The sequence below is a fragment of the Hymenobacter swuensis DY53 genome (assembly GCF_000576555.1).
Taxonomy (GTDB): domain Bacteria; phylum Bacteroidota; class Bacteroidia; order Cytophagales; family Hymenobacteraceae; genus Hymenobacter; species Hymenobacter swuensis.
Genome location: NZ_CP007145.1, coordinates 3,787,207 through 3,801,862, shown reverse-complemented (window position 1 = coordinate 3,801,862; position 14,656 = coordinate 3,787,207). Strand labels below are relative to the sequence as shown.

The 14,656-nt window shown below is 59.8% G+C and carries 24 protein-coding genes; 15 read left to right on the top strand and 9 right to left on the bottom strand.

Going from position 1 to position 14,656, the window contains the following annotated elements; genetic code table 11:
- Positions 1 to 28: 28 nt before the first annotated feature.
- The 4 genes from HSW_RS17600 (at position 29) to HSW_RS25220 (ending at position 1,535) form a co-directional block, all read left to right on the top strand.
- Positions 29 to 253, top strand: coding sequence for a hypothetical protein (locus HSW_RS17600; protein ID WP_044003054.1), 225 nt, complete (start codon positions 29 to 31; stop codon positions 251 to 253).
- Entirely contained in the window at positions 250 to 726 is a 477-nt protein-coding gene (locus HSW_RS17595; protein WP_044003051.1) for a hypothetical protein, read from the top strand. Before HSW_RS17600 ends, HSW_RS17595 begins: the two co-directional genes overlap by 4 nt.
- Positions 723 to 929, top strand: coding sequence for a hypothetical protein (locus tag HSW_RS17590; RefSeq protein WP_044003050.1), 207 nt, complete (start codon positions 723 to 725; stop codon positions 927 to 929). Before HSW_RS17595 ends, HSW_RS17590 begins: the two co-directional genes overlap by 4 nt.
- Before the next feature lie 381 nt (positions 930 to 1,310).
- Complete coding sequence (locus HSW_RS25220) at positions 1,311 to 1,535, top strand: DUF551 domain-containing protein (protein ID WP_071883140.1); 225 nt, start codon at positions 1,311 to 1,313, stop codon at positions 1,533 to 1,535.
- A 207-nt stretch (positions 1,536 to 1,742) separates the two neighbouring features.
- Here HSW_RS25220 and HSW_RS17585 read toward each other — a convergent pair whose 3' ends face one another.
- From HSW_RS17585 to HSW_RS17550, 8 genes are all read right to left on the bottom strand, one after another.
- Complete coding sequence (locus HSW_RS17585) at positions 1,743 to 2,279, bottom strand: hypothetical protein (RefSeq protein ID WP_044003048.1); 537 nt, start codon at positions 2,277 to 2,279, stop codon at positions 1,743 to 1,745.
- Positions 2,279 to 2,755, bottom strand: a complete 477-nt coding sequence (locus HSW_RS17580; RefSeq protein ID WP_044003047.1) for a phage virion morphogenesis protein — start codon at positions 2,753 to 2,755, stop codon at positions 2,279 to 2,281. Before HSW_RS17580 ends, HSW_RS17585 begins: the two co-directional genes overlap by 1 nt.
- Positions 2,756 to 2,774: 19 nt before the next feature.
- Entirely contained in the window at positions 2,775 to 3,578 is an 804-nt protein-coding gene (locus tag HSW_RS17575) for a hypothetical protein (RefSeq protein ID WP_044003046.1), read from the bottom strand.
- 169 nt (positions 3,579 to 3,747) lie between these two features.
- Positions 3,748 to 4,428 (bottom strand): phage head morphogenesis protein, encoded by a 681-nt coding sequence (locus HSW_RS23060; RefSeq protein WP_052346578.1) that lies wholly within the window; start codon positions 4,426 to 4,428, stop codon positions 3,748 to 3,750.
- 137 nt (positions 4,429 to 4,565) lie between these two features.
- Positions 4,566 to 5,819: a phage portal protein family protein gene (locus HSW_RS17565; protein WP_044003045.1), complete on the bottom strand. Its 1,254-nt coding sequence runs from the start codon at positions 5,817 to 5,819 to the stop codon at positions 4,566 to 4,568.
- A gap of 2 nt (positions 5,820 to 5,821) precedes the next feature.
- Positions 5,822 to 6,235, bottom strand: a complete 414-nt coding sequence (locus tag HSW_RS17560; protein ID WP_044003044.1) for a phage protein Gp36 family protein — start codon at positions 6,233 to 6,235, stop codon at positions 5,822 to 5,824.
- 3 nt (positions 6,236 to 6,238) lie between these two features.
- Positions 6,239 to 7,729, bottom strand: a complete 1,491-nt coding sequence (locus HSW_RS23055; RefSeq protein ID WP_052346577.1) for a hypothetical protein — start codon at positions 7,727 to 7,729, stop codon at positions 6,239 to 6,241.
- A complete protein-coding gene (locus tag HSW_RS17550) occupies positions 7,719 to 8,204 on the bottom strand; it encodes a winged helix-turn-helix domain-containing protein (protein WP_044003043.1) in 486 nt (161 codons plus the stop codon). The genes HSW_RS23055 and HSW_RS17550 overlap by 11 nt, the downstream gene beginning before the upstream one ends.
- 151 nt (positions 8,205 to 8,355) lie before the next feature.
- Between HSW_RS17550 and HSW_RS17545 the strand changes: the two genes are divergently transcribed.
- The 11 genes from HSW_RS17545 to HSW_RS17500 all read left to right on the top strand — a co-directional run bounded on the left by HSW_RS17545 (position 8,356) and on the right by HSW_RS17500 (position 14,485).
- Entirely contained in the window at positions 8,356 to 9,465 is a 1,110-nt protein-coding gene (locus tag HSW_RS17545; protein WP_044003042.1) for a Clp protease ClpP, read from the top strand.
- A 34-nt stretch (positions 9,466 to 9,499) separates the two neighbouring features.
- A complete protein-coding gene (locus HSW_RS17540) occupies positions 9,500 to 10,585 on the top strand; it encodes a hypothetical protein (RefSeq protein WP_044003041.1) in 1,086 nt (361 codons plus the stop codon).
- Between the two features lie 78 nt (positions 10,586 to 10,663).
- Positions 10,664 to 11,068 (top strand): DUF5675 family protein, encoded by a 405-nt coding sequence (locus HSW_RS17535; protein ID WP_044003040.1) that lies wholly within the window; start codon positions 10,664 to 10,666, stop codon positions 11,066 to 11,068.
- Positions 11,065 to 11,379 carry a hypothetical protein gene (locus HSW_RS17530; protein WP_155833031.1) on the top strand — a complete coding sequence of 105 codons (315 nt, stop codon included), beginning with the start codon at positions 11,065 to 11,067 and terminating at the stop codon, positions 11,377 to 11,379. The genes HSW_RS17535 and HSW_RS17530 overlap by 4 nt, the downstream gene beginning before the upstream one ends.
- The gene (locus HSW_RS17525; protein ID WP_044003038.1) at positions 11,376 to 11,975 is read left to right on the top strand and encodes a hypothetical protein; all 600 of its coding nucleotides are present in this window, start codon (positions 11,376 to 11,378) and stop codon (positions 11,973 to 11,975) included. The genes HSW_RS17530 and HSW_RS17525 overlap by 4 nt, the downstream gene beginning before the upstream one ends.
- A gap of 29 nt (positions 11,976 to 12,004) precedes the next feature.
- Entirely contained in the window at positions 12,005 to 12,217 is a 213-nt protein-coding gene (locus HSW_RS17520) for a hypothetical protein (RefSeq protein WP_197031899.1), read from the top strand.
- Positions 12,174 to 12,404, top strand: coding sequence for a hypothetical protein (locus HSW_RS17515; protein WP_044003036.1), 231 nt, complete (start codon positions 12,174 to 12,176; stop codon positions 12,402 to 12,404). Before HSW_RS17520 ends, HSW_RS17515 begins: the two co-directional genes overlap by 44 nt.
- A gap of 28 nt (positions 12,405 to 12,432) precedes the next feature.
- Positions 12,433 to 12,558 (top strand): hypothetical protein, encoded by a 126-nt coding sequence (locus HSW_RS24985; protein ID WP_262489387.1) that lies wholly within the window; start codon positions 12,433 to 12,435, stop codon positions 12,556 to 12,558.
- Complete coding sequence (locus HSW_RS17510; protein WP_044003035.1) at positions 12,559 to 13,755, top strand: DUF2586 family protein; 1,197 nt, start codon at positions 12,559 to 12,561, stop codon at positions 13,753 to 13,755.
- A 2-nt stretch (positions 13,756 to 13,757) separates the two neighbouring features.
- On the top strand, positions 13,758 to 14,192 hold the full coding sequence (locus tag HSW_RS17505) for a hypothetical protein (RefSeq protein WP_044003034.1): 435 nt from the start codon (positions 13,758 to 13,760) through the stop codon (positions 14,190 to 14,192).
- The gene (locus tag HSW_RS17500; protein ID WP_044003033.1) at positions 14,183 to 14,485 is read left to right on the top strand and encodes a DNA binding protein; all 303 of its coding nucleotides are present in this window, start codon (positions 14,183 to 14,185) and stop codon (positions 14,483 to 14,485) included. The genes HSW_RS17505 and HSW_RS17500 overlap by 10 nt, the downstream gene beginning before the upstream one ends.
- Here the strand turns inward: HSW_RS17500 and HSW_RS24370 are convergent.
- Positions 14,482 to 14,631: a hypothetical protein gene (locus HSW_RS24370; RefSeq protein ID WP_155833030.1), complete on the bottom strand. Its 150-nt coding sequence runs from the start codon at positions 14,629 to 14,631 to the stop codon at positions 14,482 to 14,484. The two genes, HSW_RS17500 and HSW_RS24370, sit on opposite strands and share 4 nt — an antisense overlap.
- Positions 14,632 to 14,656 lie beyond the last annotated feature (25 nt).

Here is a 14,656-nt window from a genome sequence, read left to right as displayed (position 1 = left end):
CTTCTCATTCTCCCATCACATCGGAATTATGAAACGCCTCTTTCGTTACCTCGCTCTCGCCGTTTATCCCGTCCCGTATCCTTTCGCTGCCGGCTACCACGCCCTGGTGGGCGCAACGCTCTGGTGGTGGCTGCTCTATGGTGCTCCCGCATCGTACAGCTTCGGCAAAGTGGCCATTGGTGCGGCCGTTGGCCTAGTGGTGGGCGCCTTGCTGGTGCTGGTACTCGGCAAGCAGCTGGAAGAGAAGGCATGATTACGCTGCTCTACTCTCTGTTTGCCATCCTGTGCGGCGTCATCGAGGCGGTGCTCTACGCCCGACGCGGAGCCGAGGCCTTCCAGCGTAACGAGCATATCGACATGACGTTGCAGCGCATTGCCGCCGCGCTGCTGGCCCCGGCCGGGGCGGTGCTCTACATCTGGCAGCACTCCCTGTGGCTGGTGGTGGCGGAGCTGGTGCCGGCGGCGCTGGTGTTTCCGCTGTTTCACGACGAGGCCTACAACTACACCCGGCTCTGGCTCACCCACGCTGAGCGGTATGTGAGCATGGCCACCATTCCCGGCTCTCTGTGTCCCGACCGGGCCGCGTGGCGGGCCGCCTGGATCCAGTACCGCTACGGCTACCAGTCGCCCACTACCACCGCCCGCAACGACTTCAATGGCACTCAGCGCACGTGGCTGGCGGTGGTGGGGGTGCTACTCCTACTCGTCCTATACCTGATCCTATGAGTCCCCGCGCGAAGACCCGCCAAACTAACAAAGAGAAGCGCGACAACCGAATCCGGGCACAATTCCGAAAGCGGTACACCGACCAGCCAAGGCCGCGCATGTATTCCCGCGAGTATGTCATCTCGCAGCTGGCGGAGGAATTCTGCCTCTCGATGCACACCGTCGAGGACATCATCTACAAAAGCAGAAACGCTTCAGAGTAGCCTAAGGCTCACAAGGACAGAGGTAGAATGATCTGTGTGTTTTACACTGGAAAAAACTGAAAGAATTTTATATATAAATTTTTTTATATGATTTTACTATCAATACATTAGACGGACAATTAACCTAATTAACACACAATGGAAAACAGCCCAATTATCACAGAGGAAGAGTATGGCCAGCAGGCGGAGGCAAGTACTGAGGCAGGCGCCCAGTGTACGTACAGCGGCAGCACATTTAATGATGGAGAAACAACCTGTATCAATGACAGGGACCATAGATGCCGTGACGGCCGATGGGTAGCACTAGGAACTAGAGAATATTGCGGTTAAGAAAAAGCCCCAGGAGCGTAGAGCTCCTGGGGCTTTTCGTTATGTTTCGGTATGGAAACATCTCTCTTTTGGACTCCCTGCAGTGTGCAAGAGCCACCATTCGGACAAGAAGTACTTCTTTGTGTAGAGTTTGAAGGGCACCGCCGCATCTACATTGGGGAACTTGAACAAACCACTTTCTACTATATTCGGTATCAAGCAGGAGAAGGTAGGCAGTGGATTAATTCTAATGGGTCCACTACAACCCACTGGATGCCCCTTCCTAAATTACCTTAGCAGGTTAAGAAAGGCCCTACAGGTTAATGTGGGGCCTTCCTTATTTAATCGCCCTTGCGCTTTTTGATCATCTCTATAATTGCGTAAAGAGTTTTACCCAGGAACTCTATGGCATTCACTATCGAAGCAATAGAGTTCAGATCGTTGGAAAGTTGATCGATGAACATATTGGCAAGTACCAACATGTTCTGTATGGATTTGTCTGACTTATTCAGTAGGCAATACATACCCGCCCTCATCTATCACCGGTACCGGCCGGCACCCAGGCGCTGAATTGAAGGCCACCCCATTCACCTCTTCGGTCTTATCTTGCCCATCAGCATCTGTCACCTCGGTTACATAACCCATGGCCAAGCACCAAGCCTCTGGGTGCTGCGGTCGATCCCGCCGATAGCTCACCCGCACCATCGGCCCGAAGCCGTTGCCCTGGTGGTGCTGCAGGGTCTCATGCACCTGCTGTACCACGAGCAGTCGCTCCATCGCCGGGTTGCGCTGGCCACTGCCCTGGTAGGTTTCCTCGCTCACCTCCACGGCCACCGTGAAGCGCAGCAGAGCCTTACCGGTCTGAATACCGCCGCCCAGGTCGCGCCACGGAATATCCTCCAGATCCAGGTACACGGCCGGGTAGGCAATGGGCTCCTGGCTCTGGTAGTCGAGCTGGCCCATATCGAGGTCGATGGTGCCCAATGTTGGCACGGCCTGGCGCAGGTGGTCGGCGAGTTGAGGAAAGAGGGTGTGCAGCATTATTTCTGGCCCAGGATGGCGTCAACGCCGGATTTGAGGTAGGTAATCACTTCGGTATTCAATCGACGACTGGCGCCCATAAACTGGCGCTGCGGCAGCGTCCGGCCCGGGGCCCCTTCGTTGTGGGCCTGCGCGTACGCGCTGTCGGTGCTAATGGTCACGCTATCCGAATCGAGGCTGCCCACCGTGATGGAGCGGCGCAGCTGGCCTGTGCTCACCAGCAGCGCCCGGCCCCGGTCGCCCTTGCCGGCCTTGGTGAGCACCAGGCGGCTGCTCTTGCTCTTGCCCGACTTGCGCCGGTACCGCCGCACCTTGCGGCTGGGCCAAGCGTGCTCTAGGCCGGCCTCATCCTGGAACGACTGCCGTTTGAAGTTGCCCACAAATTCGCGCACGGCCAGCTGACCCACGGCCCGTGGGGCTTTGCGCAGGAAGGCTTCAATGCGAGCCGCATCCTGGCGCAGTTTGTCCAGTTTCATTTGCTAGAATTAAGACGACTTATTTGCCATCATTCGTATCCTTAATCTCTAAGTCAACAAGTTTGAGCCCAAAACCAAAGCCTATCCAAGGCTTAATGCCACCTCTGAAATTATTCTCTTCCCAATATTTGGCGTTGCTTCCTATTGCGTTGTCGAAGCCTAAAGCAAGGATGAGGCTAAAGTTATTTATTGATGCCACACCATTGATTCCGTAACTCAATACGGCTACTTGCTTCTCGCTCTTTACTCGGCCATCGGTATTGGTACTATCAATTTTCTGCTGACCAAAAGCAACGAAAGGTCCCCATCCTACATAACGTTGCCGAGTATCAATCTGCTCGTGCTTATAGAATCTGGTTTTTCCGGCTAAGTTGAAATAGCTAACCCCTACATTGAGAAAATCGGCCTCTAAATCCGAGTTTTTCTTGAGACGGTATCTAAACGGAATGCTTGTAGCTACAAATGCTTTGGCAGAGAAAGGGATATCCAAGTAGGTTCCTTGCTGCCACTTGATCTTGTACGCAAATGTGGCCCCGTTGTCATCCTGATTAATTATAGCATCACTTCCTTTGTGCTCAGGGGATGTTATATTCCACAACTTGATGAATAGGGTGTCCTTATCATCTGATAATTTTGTCACATACCCTTTTAAAGAGGTGGCAATGGTTTTATAGGAGCTAGGGTATTTACCATCACTGCCTTTTTTATGCAATTTGTCAAATACTGTGTTGTCAAATCTGTTATTCAACTGGTGAATAGTTTGAGCAGAGGCATGCGCGTAGGCAATGCAGATTAAGAAGCCAGTTAGTAAGAGCTTTTTCATGAACGTTGGGTTATTTGTATAAAAGAAGGGACTTTGTATTATGCAGTTTCCCAAAAGGCCTCACGGCTGGATGTTTGTTTCAGGGCAATTATATAAAATATAGTGAATGTTATCTATGCGTACTAACACTGATGCTTCCTCCGTACAGGTACTTACTTTCTTATTTCTATTATGAAGTCGTATTAGCAAGCGTTTGCAGTGCATTTTGCTCACTGGCAGTAAGACTAAGAAAGTAGGGGTGTGCTAAGGGGAAAATGACACCGGTTTGGCCCACGTTGCCGCTGAAGCCGGCATCGGGCTCCGGCAGCGCCGGCAGGATGCTAGCAGGTGTGGGCCGGGCGTCTGGCGCTGCCCCGATGGCAGTGCATCGGCATAACCAGTCGTTGGGCGGGTAGTGCGTCTGCCACCACGGATGGTCGGCTGGCAACGTGATACCGTCCCAGGCGCGGTGCTCCGGCCGCACCCGGCTGTCGCCTACCGTCTCGTACTGGAGCAGGAAAGGCGACTCCTCGAACTCTTCCCACTTGGCCGCCATCTGGGCGCTGGCCACGGCGTGCTCGTACTCGGTTTTGAGCCAGCGCACATTGTAGAGCTCATGCACCTGCAGGGCGTCGTTACGGAACGCCCGCCAGGGCTTTCGCTGGCCCTGCTCATCGAGCAGCAGCCCGCTCAGCTCCACGGCCTGGTGCTGGGTTTTGGCAGCGGAAAAGAAGCTGATGTTTTCGCGCATGTAGCGCAGCAGCTTCTCGTCGCTTCGCCCGTAGCCTACCTCCACGGCGCGTAGCAGGCGGTTGCTGGTAGCCGTGAACAGGCCCAGCTGCACGCCGCCGGCGGCCTGGGCCTGATGCACCTGGCGGGCCAGGGTCAGGAACTCGGCAAGTAGCCGGCGGGTGGCCTCCTCGTCGGGGGTGGCGTTGCGCGCATCGGTAACGGGGCCGTGCTCAGCACAGCAGGCGCGGGCGTACAGCGCAGAGACGCCCGCGCCGATTACTTTCCCGGCGCGGGGGCTGGCTTCGCAGCTGGGTTGGTACCGATGGCCCCCGGAGTTGGTACCACTTCCGGCTCGGGCTTTTCTTCCACCTCCACGCCGAACGTGTCAAGGATGTACTTAGCTGGCACCCGGTAGCCCGAGTGCTGCATGATACCCTGCACGATGTCCCACTGCTCTTTCTTGCCCAGGTTCTCGCTCTCGTCCCACTTGAACTCGAAGCCCGCCACGGGGTAGCCGTGCAGCAGCAGCCGGTCCCAGAGCTCCCACATCACCAGGTTGCGCAGGTACATCTTGTCGGCCTTGGTGTACTTCTCGCTCACCCGCTCGTGTACCTCGGCCTGGCTGCGGCTGCTGCCGTTGTCGGTGGTCATGGTCTGGCCCAGCACCAGCTTACTCAGCTCGGCGTTGGGGTAGTCAATCATGCCTGAAAACACGCCCTGCTGAAAGTTCTGCGGTGTGTGGTAGGTGAAGTTGCTGGCGCCCGGGGGCAGGATGGCGTAGGCGGCCCGGCCCATGTTGCGGAGCATGTTTTCCACCTCCACGCGGTCCTCGTCGCCCAGATCCATTTCCACCGTGCGCACGGGCAAGGCAAACCGGTCGCAATACTCGGCCCAGGCCTGCATGCTGTTCTTCTTCCAGATGACGTGGGGAATGGCCTTGTGCAGCAGGCCCAGCTCCTTCGGGTCGCCCAGCTGCACCAACCACTGGGCCTCGGCTCCTTCGCGGTACAGGATGCCGCCGGTGCTGCCGGGGGCGCTGCGGATCAGGCCCCACTCGGGCACGACCATTTCGGGTTGGATGGCCTCCACGCTGGAAAATTCTCCATCCACGGGCACGCCCAGCTCGACGACTTTCGCGCCCCAGTAGATGGCCTCCATGGCTTCTTTCAGGATGGCGAAGAACCACGGCGTCATCAACTGGCGCGTCAGTTTCTCGTCTTCTACCTGGCCTTTGATGCTCACCACCTTGAAGGGCTGACACAGAATGTTGAGCGTGCGCGTCTCCAGCACGCTGGTCAGGTGCGCGTCGATGATGGCCTCCCGGTAGAGACGATACAGCTCGGTGCGGTCCGGGTAGGCTTTGTTCTCGGCATTGGACAGGGCCATGCGCCAGTGGCCCAGGTCGGCCCGGAGGCGGGCGGTCTGGTGTTCCTGGATCCGGCTGCTCACGGAGCGGCGGCCAGCTTTGGCGTGTACCGTCGTGGTGGGTGTGCCAGTTACTTGGGCGCGGAGTCGTTCGTGCAGGTTCATAGTTACCAGCTGAGGGTTTGTTGCGGAGCGGAGCCCCATTTAAAGCCGCCGGTGCGCTCATCGACGGGCAGCAAGGGCAGGTCGGCGGAAATCTTGCCGGCGGCCACCATCTTCAGCCACTCCACGGCCTGGTCGTAGCGGTCGATGCGCTTCTCGGGCATCTGCACGCGGCCGTGGCGACTGTGCACGGTGTACAGGGCAATATCTACCTGGTAAGTGATGATGAGCTGCGAGCGGGCCGCCCCAGTAGCGCCGAAGATGGTGGCCACATCGTAGCGGCTGCGCAGGTAGCTCTCGATAAACTGCTGGGCAAACAGCTCGGCGCTGGAGAGAGCCGTGGCGTTGCCCTGCAGCACCACGTCGAGCTGGTCTTGGCGAATCTGGGCGCCGTAATCGTCGGGAGTGAGAAAAGGCATAAGTTAAAAAGCGCGTTGGTGAACGTCGGAGCGGTTGCCCACGGCGGGTTTATTGTTGCCCTGGCGTTGGTAGGCTCTCCATTCACTTTGAAAGCACCGGCACAGGAAGTAGTCGTTAGCGTCGGTCGCGTGACCGTAGGGCTCGTAGCTGACCTTGGTTTTGGGGTCGGTGACCTTCTTCTTTTCCTTGGTACCGTCGCTGGCCTTCTTCACCTTCTGGTAGTCGGTGCTGGTGGTATTGCACTTGCGGTCAAGCCGGATCCGGATGCCGTCCTGCTCATGCTCCAGTATCTCATCAATCCACAGTGCGCGCATGCTCACCGATGGGGCCGAGGCTTCGATACGCTGGGTTACTTTGGGCAGCCCGCGCAACTCCTTTATCACGATGGTAAAATCGTTGCTACCCTGCTCCGTGCGGGTGTCGCCGTGCTTACCGGCCGGGTCGCCGTACACGAATACTTCCGCCCGGTGCTGGCCATACTTGCGCATGAAGCGCTGGCAGGCCAGTTTCGTTTTGCTGTCCTGGGTGAACTCGTCAAGCTGCGTCGCCTCCTTACCCCGGACCTGCCACACGTTCAGCGTCACGCCTGGCGTCAGGTTAAAGTCCAGAGTAATGTGCAGCGGTAATTCCGGGTCGTAGGTGCCGGCATAGTCGCCCACGTGCAGTTGCGTATCGAAGCTGGGATACATCTCGCCACCGGTCTTCTCCACGGCGTTCCAGTCGCCCTCCAGCAGGCGTTGTCGGTCGTAGTCACGCAGCTGCTCCAGGCTCTTTTTGTAGATGCGCACAAATTCCCGGTCCGGATTATCGGTCACCAGGGCCTGAATTACTTTCTGGTAGGGCTTGAGCAGGACGGGGTTGTTTTCCACGTCGTACACGTACTTCAGCCGCACCCAGGTGTAGCCGGGGTTGCAGGTGATGAGGATTTTGGGAATCAACCCGAACTCGGCCAGCTTCCACCGGATGCGGCTTTTGATGATGTCGGCCCCTTTCTCCGGCACGCCGTCGTTGGCCTCCTCAATCCAGCAATCCGTGATTTCCAGGGAGCCCAGGCGCTGGTAGTCCTCATCGGCCGGCGAGTAGGACAGCTCCTTGAAAATCTCCCGGCTGCCGTTGTTGAACACCAGGGCCTCGGGCGCTCCGGAGCGGGTCACGTACCGGTAGTCCTTGCCCATGACCAGGCCCCAGGCAGCCAGCACCTTGAAATAGGTGATAACAGTGGACTCCTTGATGTCGATGAGGCGGGTACGCGCGGTAACGCCGCGGCTGTCGGGGTAGCGCAGCCGCCGGTACACTTTCCACGAGCAACCCAGAAACGACTTTCCGCCGCCGGCGGCCCCGCCGTACATCACCTCCTCGGTGGTGTCGTCTTCGAGGGCCTGCCAGGCTAAATGCTGTTTCCAGCTGGGCCGAAAGCTGATGCCGGCGGCCTCGAAAAATTCCGCATCGGCTTTCGCCTTCTGCTTCGCGGCAACCTTCGCTTTATTGGCCATCGGCTTCCGGGTCTTTGGGTACTACATAGTTGAAGGTAAAGCCACCCGGCGGCACCTTGTGCTCGGTTTCTGACTTCTCCGTGAAGCCTTCCACCAGCTGCATCCACAGCTTGGCGGCGGCCACGTCAGGGCCGAAGATTTCGGTGTAGTCCACCTCCTCGACACTGGAGCCCGCCCCCGCACCATTCGACACAGTGAGAATCTTGACGGCGGGCTGCGAGTACCCCACGGCCTTTTTGTAGAGGCTCAGGATGACGTTAGGCGTCAGCACCTGGAAGGGGTTGGGCTTGCCGTCGCCCAGCTTCACGTGCTTGAGGTGGGCCTTTACCGTTTTGTCGGACAGGCCAGTAGCCTCCACCAGCTCCTGCACGGTGGGTTTGCGTAGCTCCCGTTTCACGATGCGCAGAATCTCCTTCTGGATCTTGGCCCGGTTGCGCTGGCTGTCTTGACGTTCTTCGTTTGGGTTGGAGGGCATAAGTGCCCCAAATGTGGCCCCTGAGGGCCCTATTGCGCTATTCGGCCTTCGCACTCACGGCACAATCTTACCGTGACTTACGGCAAACCGCTGCCGTGACTGCCGCCGCCAATTTGCCCCCTGCGTGGCAGGGGGCAAGTTTTGGGGCACAATGGAGCGCGAATACCGACTGTTTGAGCAAATCGAGATGTGGCACGCCGCCCACCTCGACACCTTCCTCTCCGAACTGGAGGCGGCAGGGGTGCGCACGGCCACTATCCGCATCAACACGCCCGGCGGCTCCTGGCTGGCCGGCCAGAAGATGCGCACCCGCCTGCTCAACTCGAAACTCACCATTACCTGCATCAACGAGGGCCTGGTGGGCTCGGCTGCCACGCTGCCCTACTCGGCCGGCAAGGTGCGCCAGTGCCAGCCCCACGCCAAGTTCATGATGCACCAGGTGAGCAGCGCGGTGGAAGGCCAAGTGAAGGAGCTCAAAAAAGCCATTGCCGGCCAGGAAGCCCTTAACCGCTCCACGGCCGAGATGTACGAAGCCGTTTCCAGCAAGTCCGCTGATGAGTGGGAGAGGATGATGGAGGAGGAAACCTGGCTCACCGCTGAGCAAGCCAAAACCATCGGCTTCTGCACGCAATGCCTACCCGCCCGGGCCGGTATGGTAGCTCCCGACGCCACCATGCAGGTGGCCGAGCTGCACACTTACTACATGTCACTTATTCCTAATTCAGCACCCGAGATGAAGCTCGACGAAGTAAAAAACGCCCTGCGTACCGCCGGCGTGACGCTCCCCGAAAATGCCACCGAGGCCGACGCCCTGGCTGCCATTGCCAAACTCCAGAACCAGGTAGTTGCCCCCGAGGTGACGCCCAAAGCGGAGCAAGGTGAAACGGAACTGGAGAAGGCCCTCAAGCGCATCAAGCAGCTGGAAGACGATAAGGTGACGGGCCAGACCCAGCGCATTGAGGACGTGGTGAACTCGGCTATCAGCTCGGGCCGCATCACGGCCGCCCAGAAAGACCTCTACACTTCGCTGGCTAAGTCCGATTACACCAACACGGCCAAGCTGCTGGGGGAGTTGCCGGCCCGCGTGTCGGTGGCCAGCCGCACCAACCTGGCAGCCAGTGCCGGCGGCAAGGCCTCCGGTGCCGATTCCCGCAACGACTGGGATTTCGAGAAGTGGAGCAAGGAAGACGAGCGCGGCCTGCTCGACATCAAGCGCAACGACCCCGACAAGTACCAGAACCTGCTCGACGGCATCCTGTAAGCCTTTCCCCTCAGACTACCTTTTTCCTCATTTCATGAAAACGCTGTTTCTCAAGCTCGCCGTCGGTTTCCTACTGGCTCAGTTCGTAGGGGCCATCCTGGGCCCCGTATTGGGCGCGCCGGCCCCCATCATCGGCGGCATTCTGTTCGCCGCCCAAGTGGCCCGCGCCTGCGTGCGCCCCGTGGCCATGCCCGGCCTGGCGTTCGACGACGTGCTGACGTCGCTCTTTACCCGGGACCTGCAGAAGATTCTGTTCCCGGATAACAGCTTCTACAAGCGCACCAAGAAGCTCAACACCGCCGCCGACGCGCCCGGTTTTGCTGCCGCTTCCTACCAGATTCCGCAGGAAATGCAGCAGCCCACCGGTATCATCGACCCCGCTGTCTTCCCGTTGCCGGTAGAAGAAATCGAGGGTGGTAACGAAATCGTGACGCTCAGCCTGCTGGCCACGAATCCTACCCGCCTCGGTGATAAGGAGCTGTTAGAAGTGAGCTATGACAAGCGCGCCTCGACGCTGGCCCTGCACAGCAGCGTGCTGGATCAGATGGCTGCTGATGTCTCGCTCAACCGCATGTCGCAGGTGTCCAGCAGCGCCATCATCACCACCAGCGGTGCCGCCGTTGCTGCTGCACTGCCCGGCCTCACCGGTACCCGCAAGGCCATCACCAAAGACGACATCATCAAGGGCTCCACCATTCTGGACCGGATGAACATTCCCGGCCAACGCTACGGCCTAGTAGGTGCCACCCAGTACGCCGAGCTGCTCGGCATCGAGCACTTCGTGGACTATAACAAAACCGGCAACAAGTCGGCGTTGCTCACGGGTGCCATTGGTGAACTGATGGGCGTGGTGTGGTACAAGCGCAGCACGGCCGCCCTATTCACCGGTGCCGGCGCTCCTAAGGCTGTGCAGGCTGCCGCCGCCGCTGATGATAATGAGGCCATGCTGCTGTGGGTGGAGGATGCCATCGGCCGCGTGGAAGGTGCGCCGAAAGTGTACATCAACGAGGGCCAGGCTCAGTACCTGGGCGCGCTGATGAACAACGCCGTGCGCTTCGGCATGAAGCTCATGCGCACTGACAAAGCCGGCGTGGTGGCCATCCGCCAGGCTGCCGGCTAAGCTTCCCTGCCTATCTGCCTAACCGCTACCAGCGGCCACTCTTCGGGGTGGCCGCTTGTGGTGGCAAAAGCCTTTTCTATGCACCTCACGCTTAAACGCACCACGTTCACGACCGAAAGCACTATCGGCAAGCTGTCGATAGAAGGCAAGTTTGAGTGCTACGTCCTGGAGGATGTGGTACGCAAGCCAGGAGCTGGCAAAGTGTGGGGCAAGACCGCTATTCCGGCTGGCACTTACCCGGTAACTATCACCTACTCCAACCGCTTCCGCCGGTTGATGCCACTGCTCAGCGGCGTGAAAGGCTTCGAAGGTATCCGGATCCACAGTGGCAATACCGCAGCCGACACCGAAGGTTGCCTGCTCGTCGGTACCAGCCAGGCAAAAGACTTTGTGGGCAACAGCCGAGCCGCCTACGCGGTGCTGTACAACAAACTGAAAACATCTATCGACGCTGGCGACGGGGTCACTATCACCATATCGTGAGTGCACAATCAACTACCAGTGAGTGGGTAAAGTGGGGCGTGGGCATCGCCATAGTTCTCGGTGGCGGTGCCTTTGGCTCCAGCCTGCGGCAGGAAAACCGCATGACCACGGTAGAAAAGGACGCCTCCGCCGTGCGCATCGACCTGGATAAGCACATCGTGGACTCCAAGGAGGTGAAAGCCGACGTGTACGGCCGTCTGAAGACGGTAGAGGCCGGCAACCAGCAGGTGCTGGAGAAGCTGGGCGAAGTCAAAGAAGACGTGGCCGCCATTCGTGGGGCCCTCAACATTCCTAAAGCTGCTCGTCGATGAAAACGCTGTTACTCGCCTCCTGTGCTCTGCTGCTGAGCAGCTGCGCCGCCCTCCGGCCCACGCCCGAGCAGAAGCTGGCCACGCTCGTCGAGCGGTACCCGCAGCTAGTTGTAGCGGACACCGTGCGCGACACGGTAGTAGTGGAAATTCCAAGCATCGAGTTCCGCAAGGTATTCGTACCGGTGTCCGATACGGCCCGCCTGCAGGCCGACCGCGCCAGTATCGACTCGCTGCTGGCCCGGGTGGAGGCTACTCTCGACAGTGCCCAGTACGTGGCCACCCGGGACGGCATCTACCAGTGGGCTCAGGAGCGGCCCGTGCTCTACGACACGCTGTGTTTCGACACGCTGGGCGTGCAGGGCCGGGTGTGGCGCGACGGCCAGGCCTACCGGCTCTGGGTGCAGCGCAAGCAGATGACGGCCTCCAAGCCGGTGGAAATCGTGGTCACCAAGCTCACGCCCTGCCCGCCGGCTCCCTTTTATCCTTTGTACGATCCGCGTGGTTGGGCCTGGTGGCTGCTGGTGGCGGTCGGCTTTGCCGGTGGCGTGAGCCTGAGCTACGGCCTGTTTCGCGCCGCCCTTACTACTGCTCGATGAAAACGCTGCTACTCCGCTTTCGGGCTGAAATGCCCACGTTCTGGCGCCGCGCCCAGAAGCTGGCCCTGTTCGGGCTGGCGCTGATTGCGGCCCTCAAGCTGGAGCCGGAACTCATTCCGGACGGCCTGCAGGACTACCTCAAATACGCCTTTGTCTTTTTCACCACCATCGCCGCCACGGCGCAATTCACCTGTAACGATGCCTCCAGCAGCCAAGAAGCCCGACCCCAAGACGCCCGCTAAGGCCAACACGGCCGGCGTGTTCGAAGCCAATCCTAAAGCCGATAAGGTGTTTGTGACCAGCGACGAGCAGGTGTTTCTGCGCGAAGATTTCGCCAAGTCGCACGCCAAGTTTCTCGACGACAAGGCCCTCACCACCGTTGAGCGCGACGCCGATGCCACGGAAGCCGACAACGCCCCGGCCGAGTAAGGCCGACCTCACCAGGGCCCGCGCGACCATGCGGGCCCTCGGTGTGGCGGTGCTCTACGGCAACGGTGACGGGGCCTACTTCCGCACCCAGGCCGCCGCGCTGGCCTACAACGGCGGCGAATCTTCCACTCTCCTCACTTACCCGCTTACGTAAATGTTGCCCGACGTTTCCATCATCAAAGGCCGCGGTGGCCTGGGCCGGCAGCGCCCCACCGAAGACGGTATTTCCGGCCTGCTCACCCAGGGCGTGGCCGTCGTGGGCGGCCTGCAGCTGGGCACCGTGTACGAGCTGCGCAGCCTGCGCCAGCTGGAGGCCTTGGGCGTCGATGCCGACTACGACACGGCCAACAGTGCCGACCTGCACTACCACGTGTCAGAGTTCTTCCGCCTGAGCCAGGGTGGCGTGCTCTACCTGCTGGTAGTGGCCCGCACCGTGACCATGGCGCAAATGGCCGATAAGGCCGAGCCCTACGCCAAGCGTCTGCTCACGGAGGCCAACGGCAAGATCAAGCAGCTGGCCCTCTGCCTCGATTCGGCCGCCAGCTACGCTGCTACGGTCGTGGACGGCCTCGACGGCGACGTGGTGGCGGCCCTGCCCAAAGCCCAGGCGCTGGCGGCCGAGGAGTTTGCCCAGCACCGCCCGGTGCTCGTGCTGCTGGCCGGCCACGGCCTGTCCGTGTCGCTGGCGGGCCTGCTGGATCTGCGTGAGCAGAATGCCGAGTACGTGGCCCTGGTTATCGGTACCGACCACCTGAGCCGCCCCGGCGTGCCGGCCATCGGTACCGCGCTGGGTACGGTGAGCCTGGCCCAGGTGCACGAGAATATCGGCTGGCTCGACAAGTTCACTCTCGCCGGCAACGGCCGCTTCCTGAGCGCCGGCCTCTCCAACGGCAAGAGCCTGGGTGAGCTGGTGGCCGGCGACCTGGAAGGCCTGCACGCCAAAGGCTACCTGTTTGCCATGCAGCACGTGGGCTTCGACGGCTTTTTCTGGAACGACTCGCACACCTGCACGGATTTGGCCAGCGACTACGCCTACATCGAGAACGTGCGCACCAGCAACAAAGCCGCCCGCGTGGTGCGCCAGGCGCTGCTGCCGAGCCTGAAGGGCCCGTTACCGCTCAACGCCGACGGCACACTGCGCGCGTCGGCCGTGGGTGAGCTGGAGGCCAAAGGCAAGTCGGCCCTTGACAACAGCATGGGCCGGGCGGGCGAAATCTCGGCCTCCGATGTGTACATCGACCCCGCCCAGGACGTGCTGGCCACCAGCATCGTGACAGCGGATTTTTCCATTGTGCCCATCGGCACGGCCCGCGAAATCCGGGCCACGGTCGGCTTTGCTAAGAGCGTTTAATCATGCCTTTACTCAACGACATTCAGCCGCTCATCAACGGCGTTTCCTACAGCTGGGCTGACATTCAGGCCCAGATTCTGGGCAAGACTATCTACGGCATTTCTGCGATTTCCTACGAGGATACGCAGAACATGGAGGACAACTATGGCGCCGGTATGATGCCCACCAGCCGCGGCTACGGCAAGTACGAAGCCAAAGCCAGCATCACCATCGAGGCCAAGGAGTCCGAGCGCCTGGTGGAGGCCGTGCCCAGCGGCCGGCTGCAGGACATTCCCCCGTTCCCCATCACGGTGGCCTACGTGAACCCGGCCAACCGCACCGTCTCGCACAAGCTCATGAACTGCCAGTTCAAGGGCAACAAACGCGACGTGAAGTCAGGTGATACCAAAATCGAAGTCGAACACGAACTTATCATTTCGCACATCCAGTGGAAGTAAACATCGAAAACCTCAAGAAAGAGCACGGCGACATTCAGACGTTGACGCTGAAGGACAAGGCCGGCAAAACGGTGGCCACGGCCTACCTGAAGGAGCCCGGTCGGGTAGTGGTGGCCCGCGCTATGTCGCTCATTGCCCAGAGCAAGCCGCTGGAGGCGGGTGAGTTCATCCTCGAAAACTGCTTTGTGGGCGGTGACCAGACCATCCTCGAAAACGAGAAGTTCAAGATGTCGGCCTCGATGCAGGCCGTGCAGCTGGTGGAGCTGCTCGACGGCGAGCTTAAAAAAAACTAACGGCGCTCGGCGTCGATGAGCGCGCCGGCTACGACGGCCTGCGCAAAGCCGACGCCATGATCAGCTACTACCTGCACATTCCGCACCCAGAGGACCTTCCGGAAATCGTGTGGCAGGATAAAGCCGGCCAAGCCCAGTGGCTGCACCGGATTTTCTCAGAACACTAGCAGT

Coding starts and splice junctions, on each gene's coding strand:
- HSW_RS17505 (WP_044003034.1), top strand. CDS start 13,758: ATGCCTTTACTCAACGACATTCAGCCGCTCATCAACGGCGTTTCCTAC.
- HSW_RS17600 (WP_044003054.1), top strand. CDS start 29: ATGAAACGCCTCTTTCGTTACCTCGCTCTCGCCGTTTATCCCGTCCCG.
- HSW_RS17575 (WP_044003046.1), bottom strand. CDS start 3,578: ATGAAAAAGCTCTTACTAACTGGCTTCTTAATCTGCATTGCCTACGCG.
- HSW_RS25220 (WP_071883140.1), top strand. CDS start 1,311: ATGGAAACATCTCTCTTTTGGACTCCCTGCAGTGTGCAAGAGCCACCA.
- HSW_RS17510 (WP_044003035.1), top strand. CDS start 12,559: ATGTTGCCCGACGTTTCCATCATCAAAGGCCGCGGTGGCCTGGGCCGG.
- HSW_RS17565 (WP_044003045.1), bottom strand. CDS start 5,819: ATGAACCTGCACGAACGACTCCGCGCCCAAGTAACTGGCACACCCACC.
- HSW_RS17535 (WP_044003040.1), top strand. CDS start 10,664: ATGCACCTCACGCTTAAACGCACCACGTTCACGACCGAAAGCACTATC.
- HSW_RS17595 (WP_044003051.1), top strand. CDS start 250: ATGATTACGCTGCTCTACTCTCTGTTTGCCATCCTGTGCGGCGTCATC.
- HSW_RS17550 (WP_044003043.1), bottom strand. CDS start 8,204: ATGCCCTCCAACCCAAACGAAGAACGTCAAGACAGCCAGCGCAACCGG.
- HSW_RS17560 (WP_044003044.1), bottom strand. CDS start 6,235: ATGCCTTTTCTCACTCCCGACGATTACGGCGCCCAGATTCGCCAAGAC.
- HSW_RS17545 (WP_044003042.1), top strand. CDS start 8,356: ATGGAGCGCGAATACCGACTGTTTGAGCAAATCGAGATGTGGCACGCC.
- HSW_RS17520 (WP_197031899.1), top strand. CDS start 12,005: ATGCCCACGTTCTGGCGCCGCGCCCAGAAGCTGGCCCTGTTCGGGCTG.
- HSW_RS17585 (WP_044003048.1), bottom strand. CDS start 2,279: ATGCTGCACACCCTCTTTCCTCAACTCGCCGACCACCTGCGCCAGGCC.
- HSW_RS17590 (WP_044003050.1), top strand. CDS start 723: ATGAGTCCCCGCGCGAAGACCCGCCAAACTAACAAAGAGAAGCGCGAC.
- HSW_RS17540 (WP_044003041.1), top strand. CDS start 9,500: ATGAAAACGCTGTTTCTCAAGCTCGCCGTCGGTTTCCTACTGGCTCAG.
- HSW_RS17525 (WP_044003038.1), top strand. CDS start 11,376: ATGAAAACGCTGTTACTCGCCTCCTGTGCTCTGCTGCTGAGCAGCTGC.
- HSW_RS17515 (WP_044003036.1), top strand. CDS start 12,174: ATGCCTCCAGCAGCCAAGAAGCCCGACCCCAAGACGCCCGCTAAGGCC.
- HSW_RS17580 (WP_044003047.1), bottom strand. CDS start 2,755: ATGAAACTGGACAAACTGCGCCAGGATGCGGCTCGCATTGAAGCCTTC.
- HSW_RS24985 (WP_262489387.1), top strand. CDS start 12,433: ATGCGGGCCCTCGGTGTGGCGGTGCTCTACGGCAACGGTGACGGGGCC.
- HSW_RS23055 (WP_052346577.1), bottom strand. CDS start 7,729: ATGGCCAATAAAGCGAAGGTTGCCGCGAAGCAGAAGGCGAAAGCCGAT.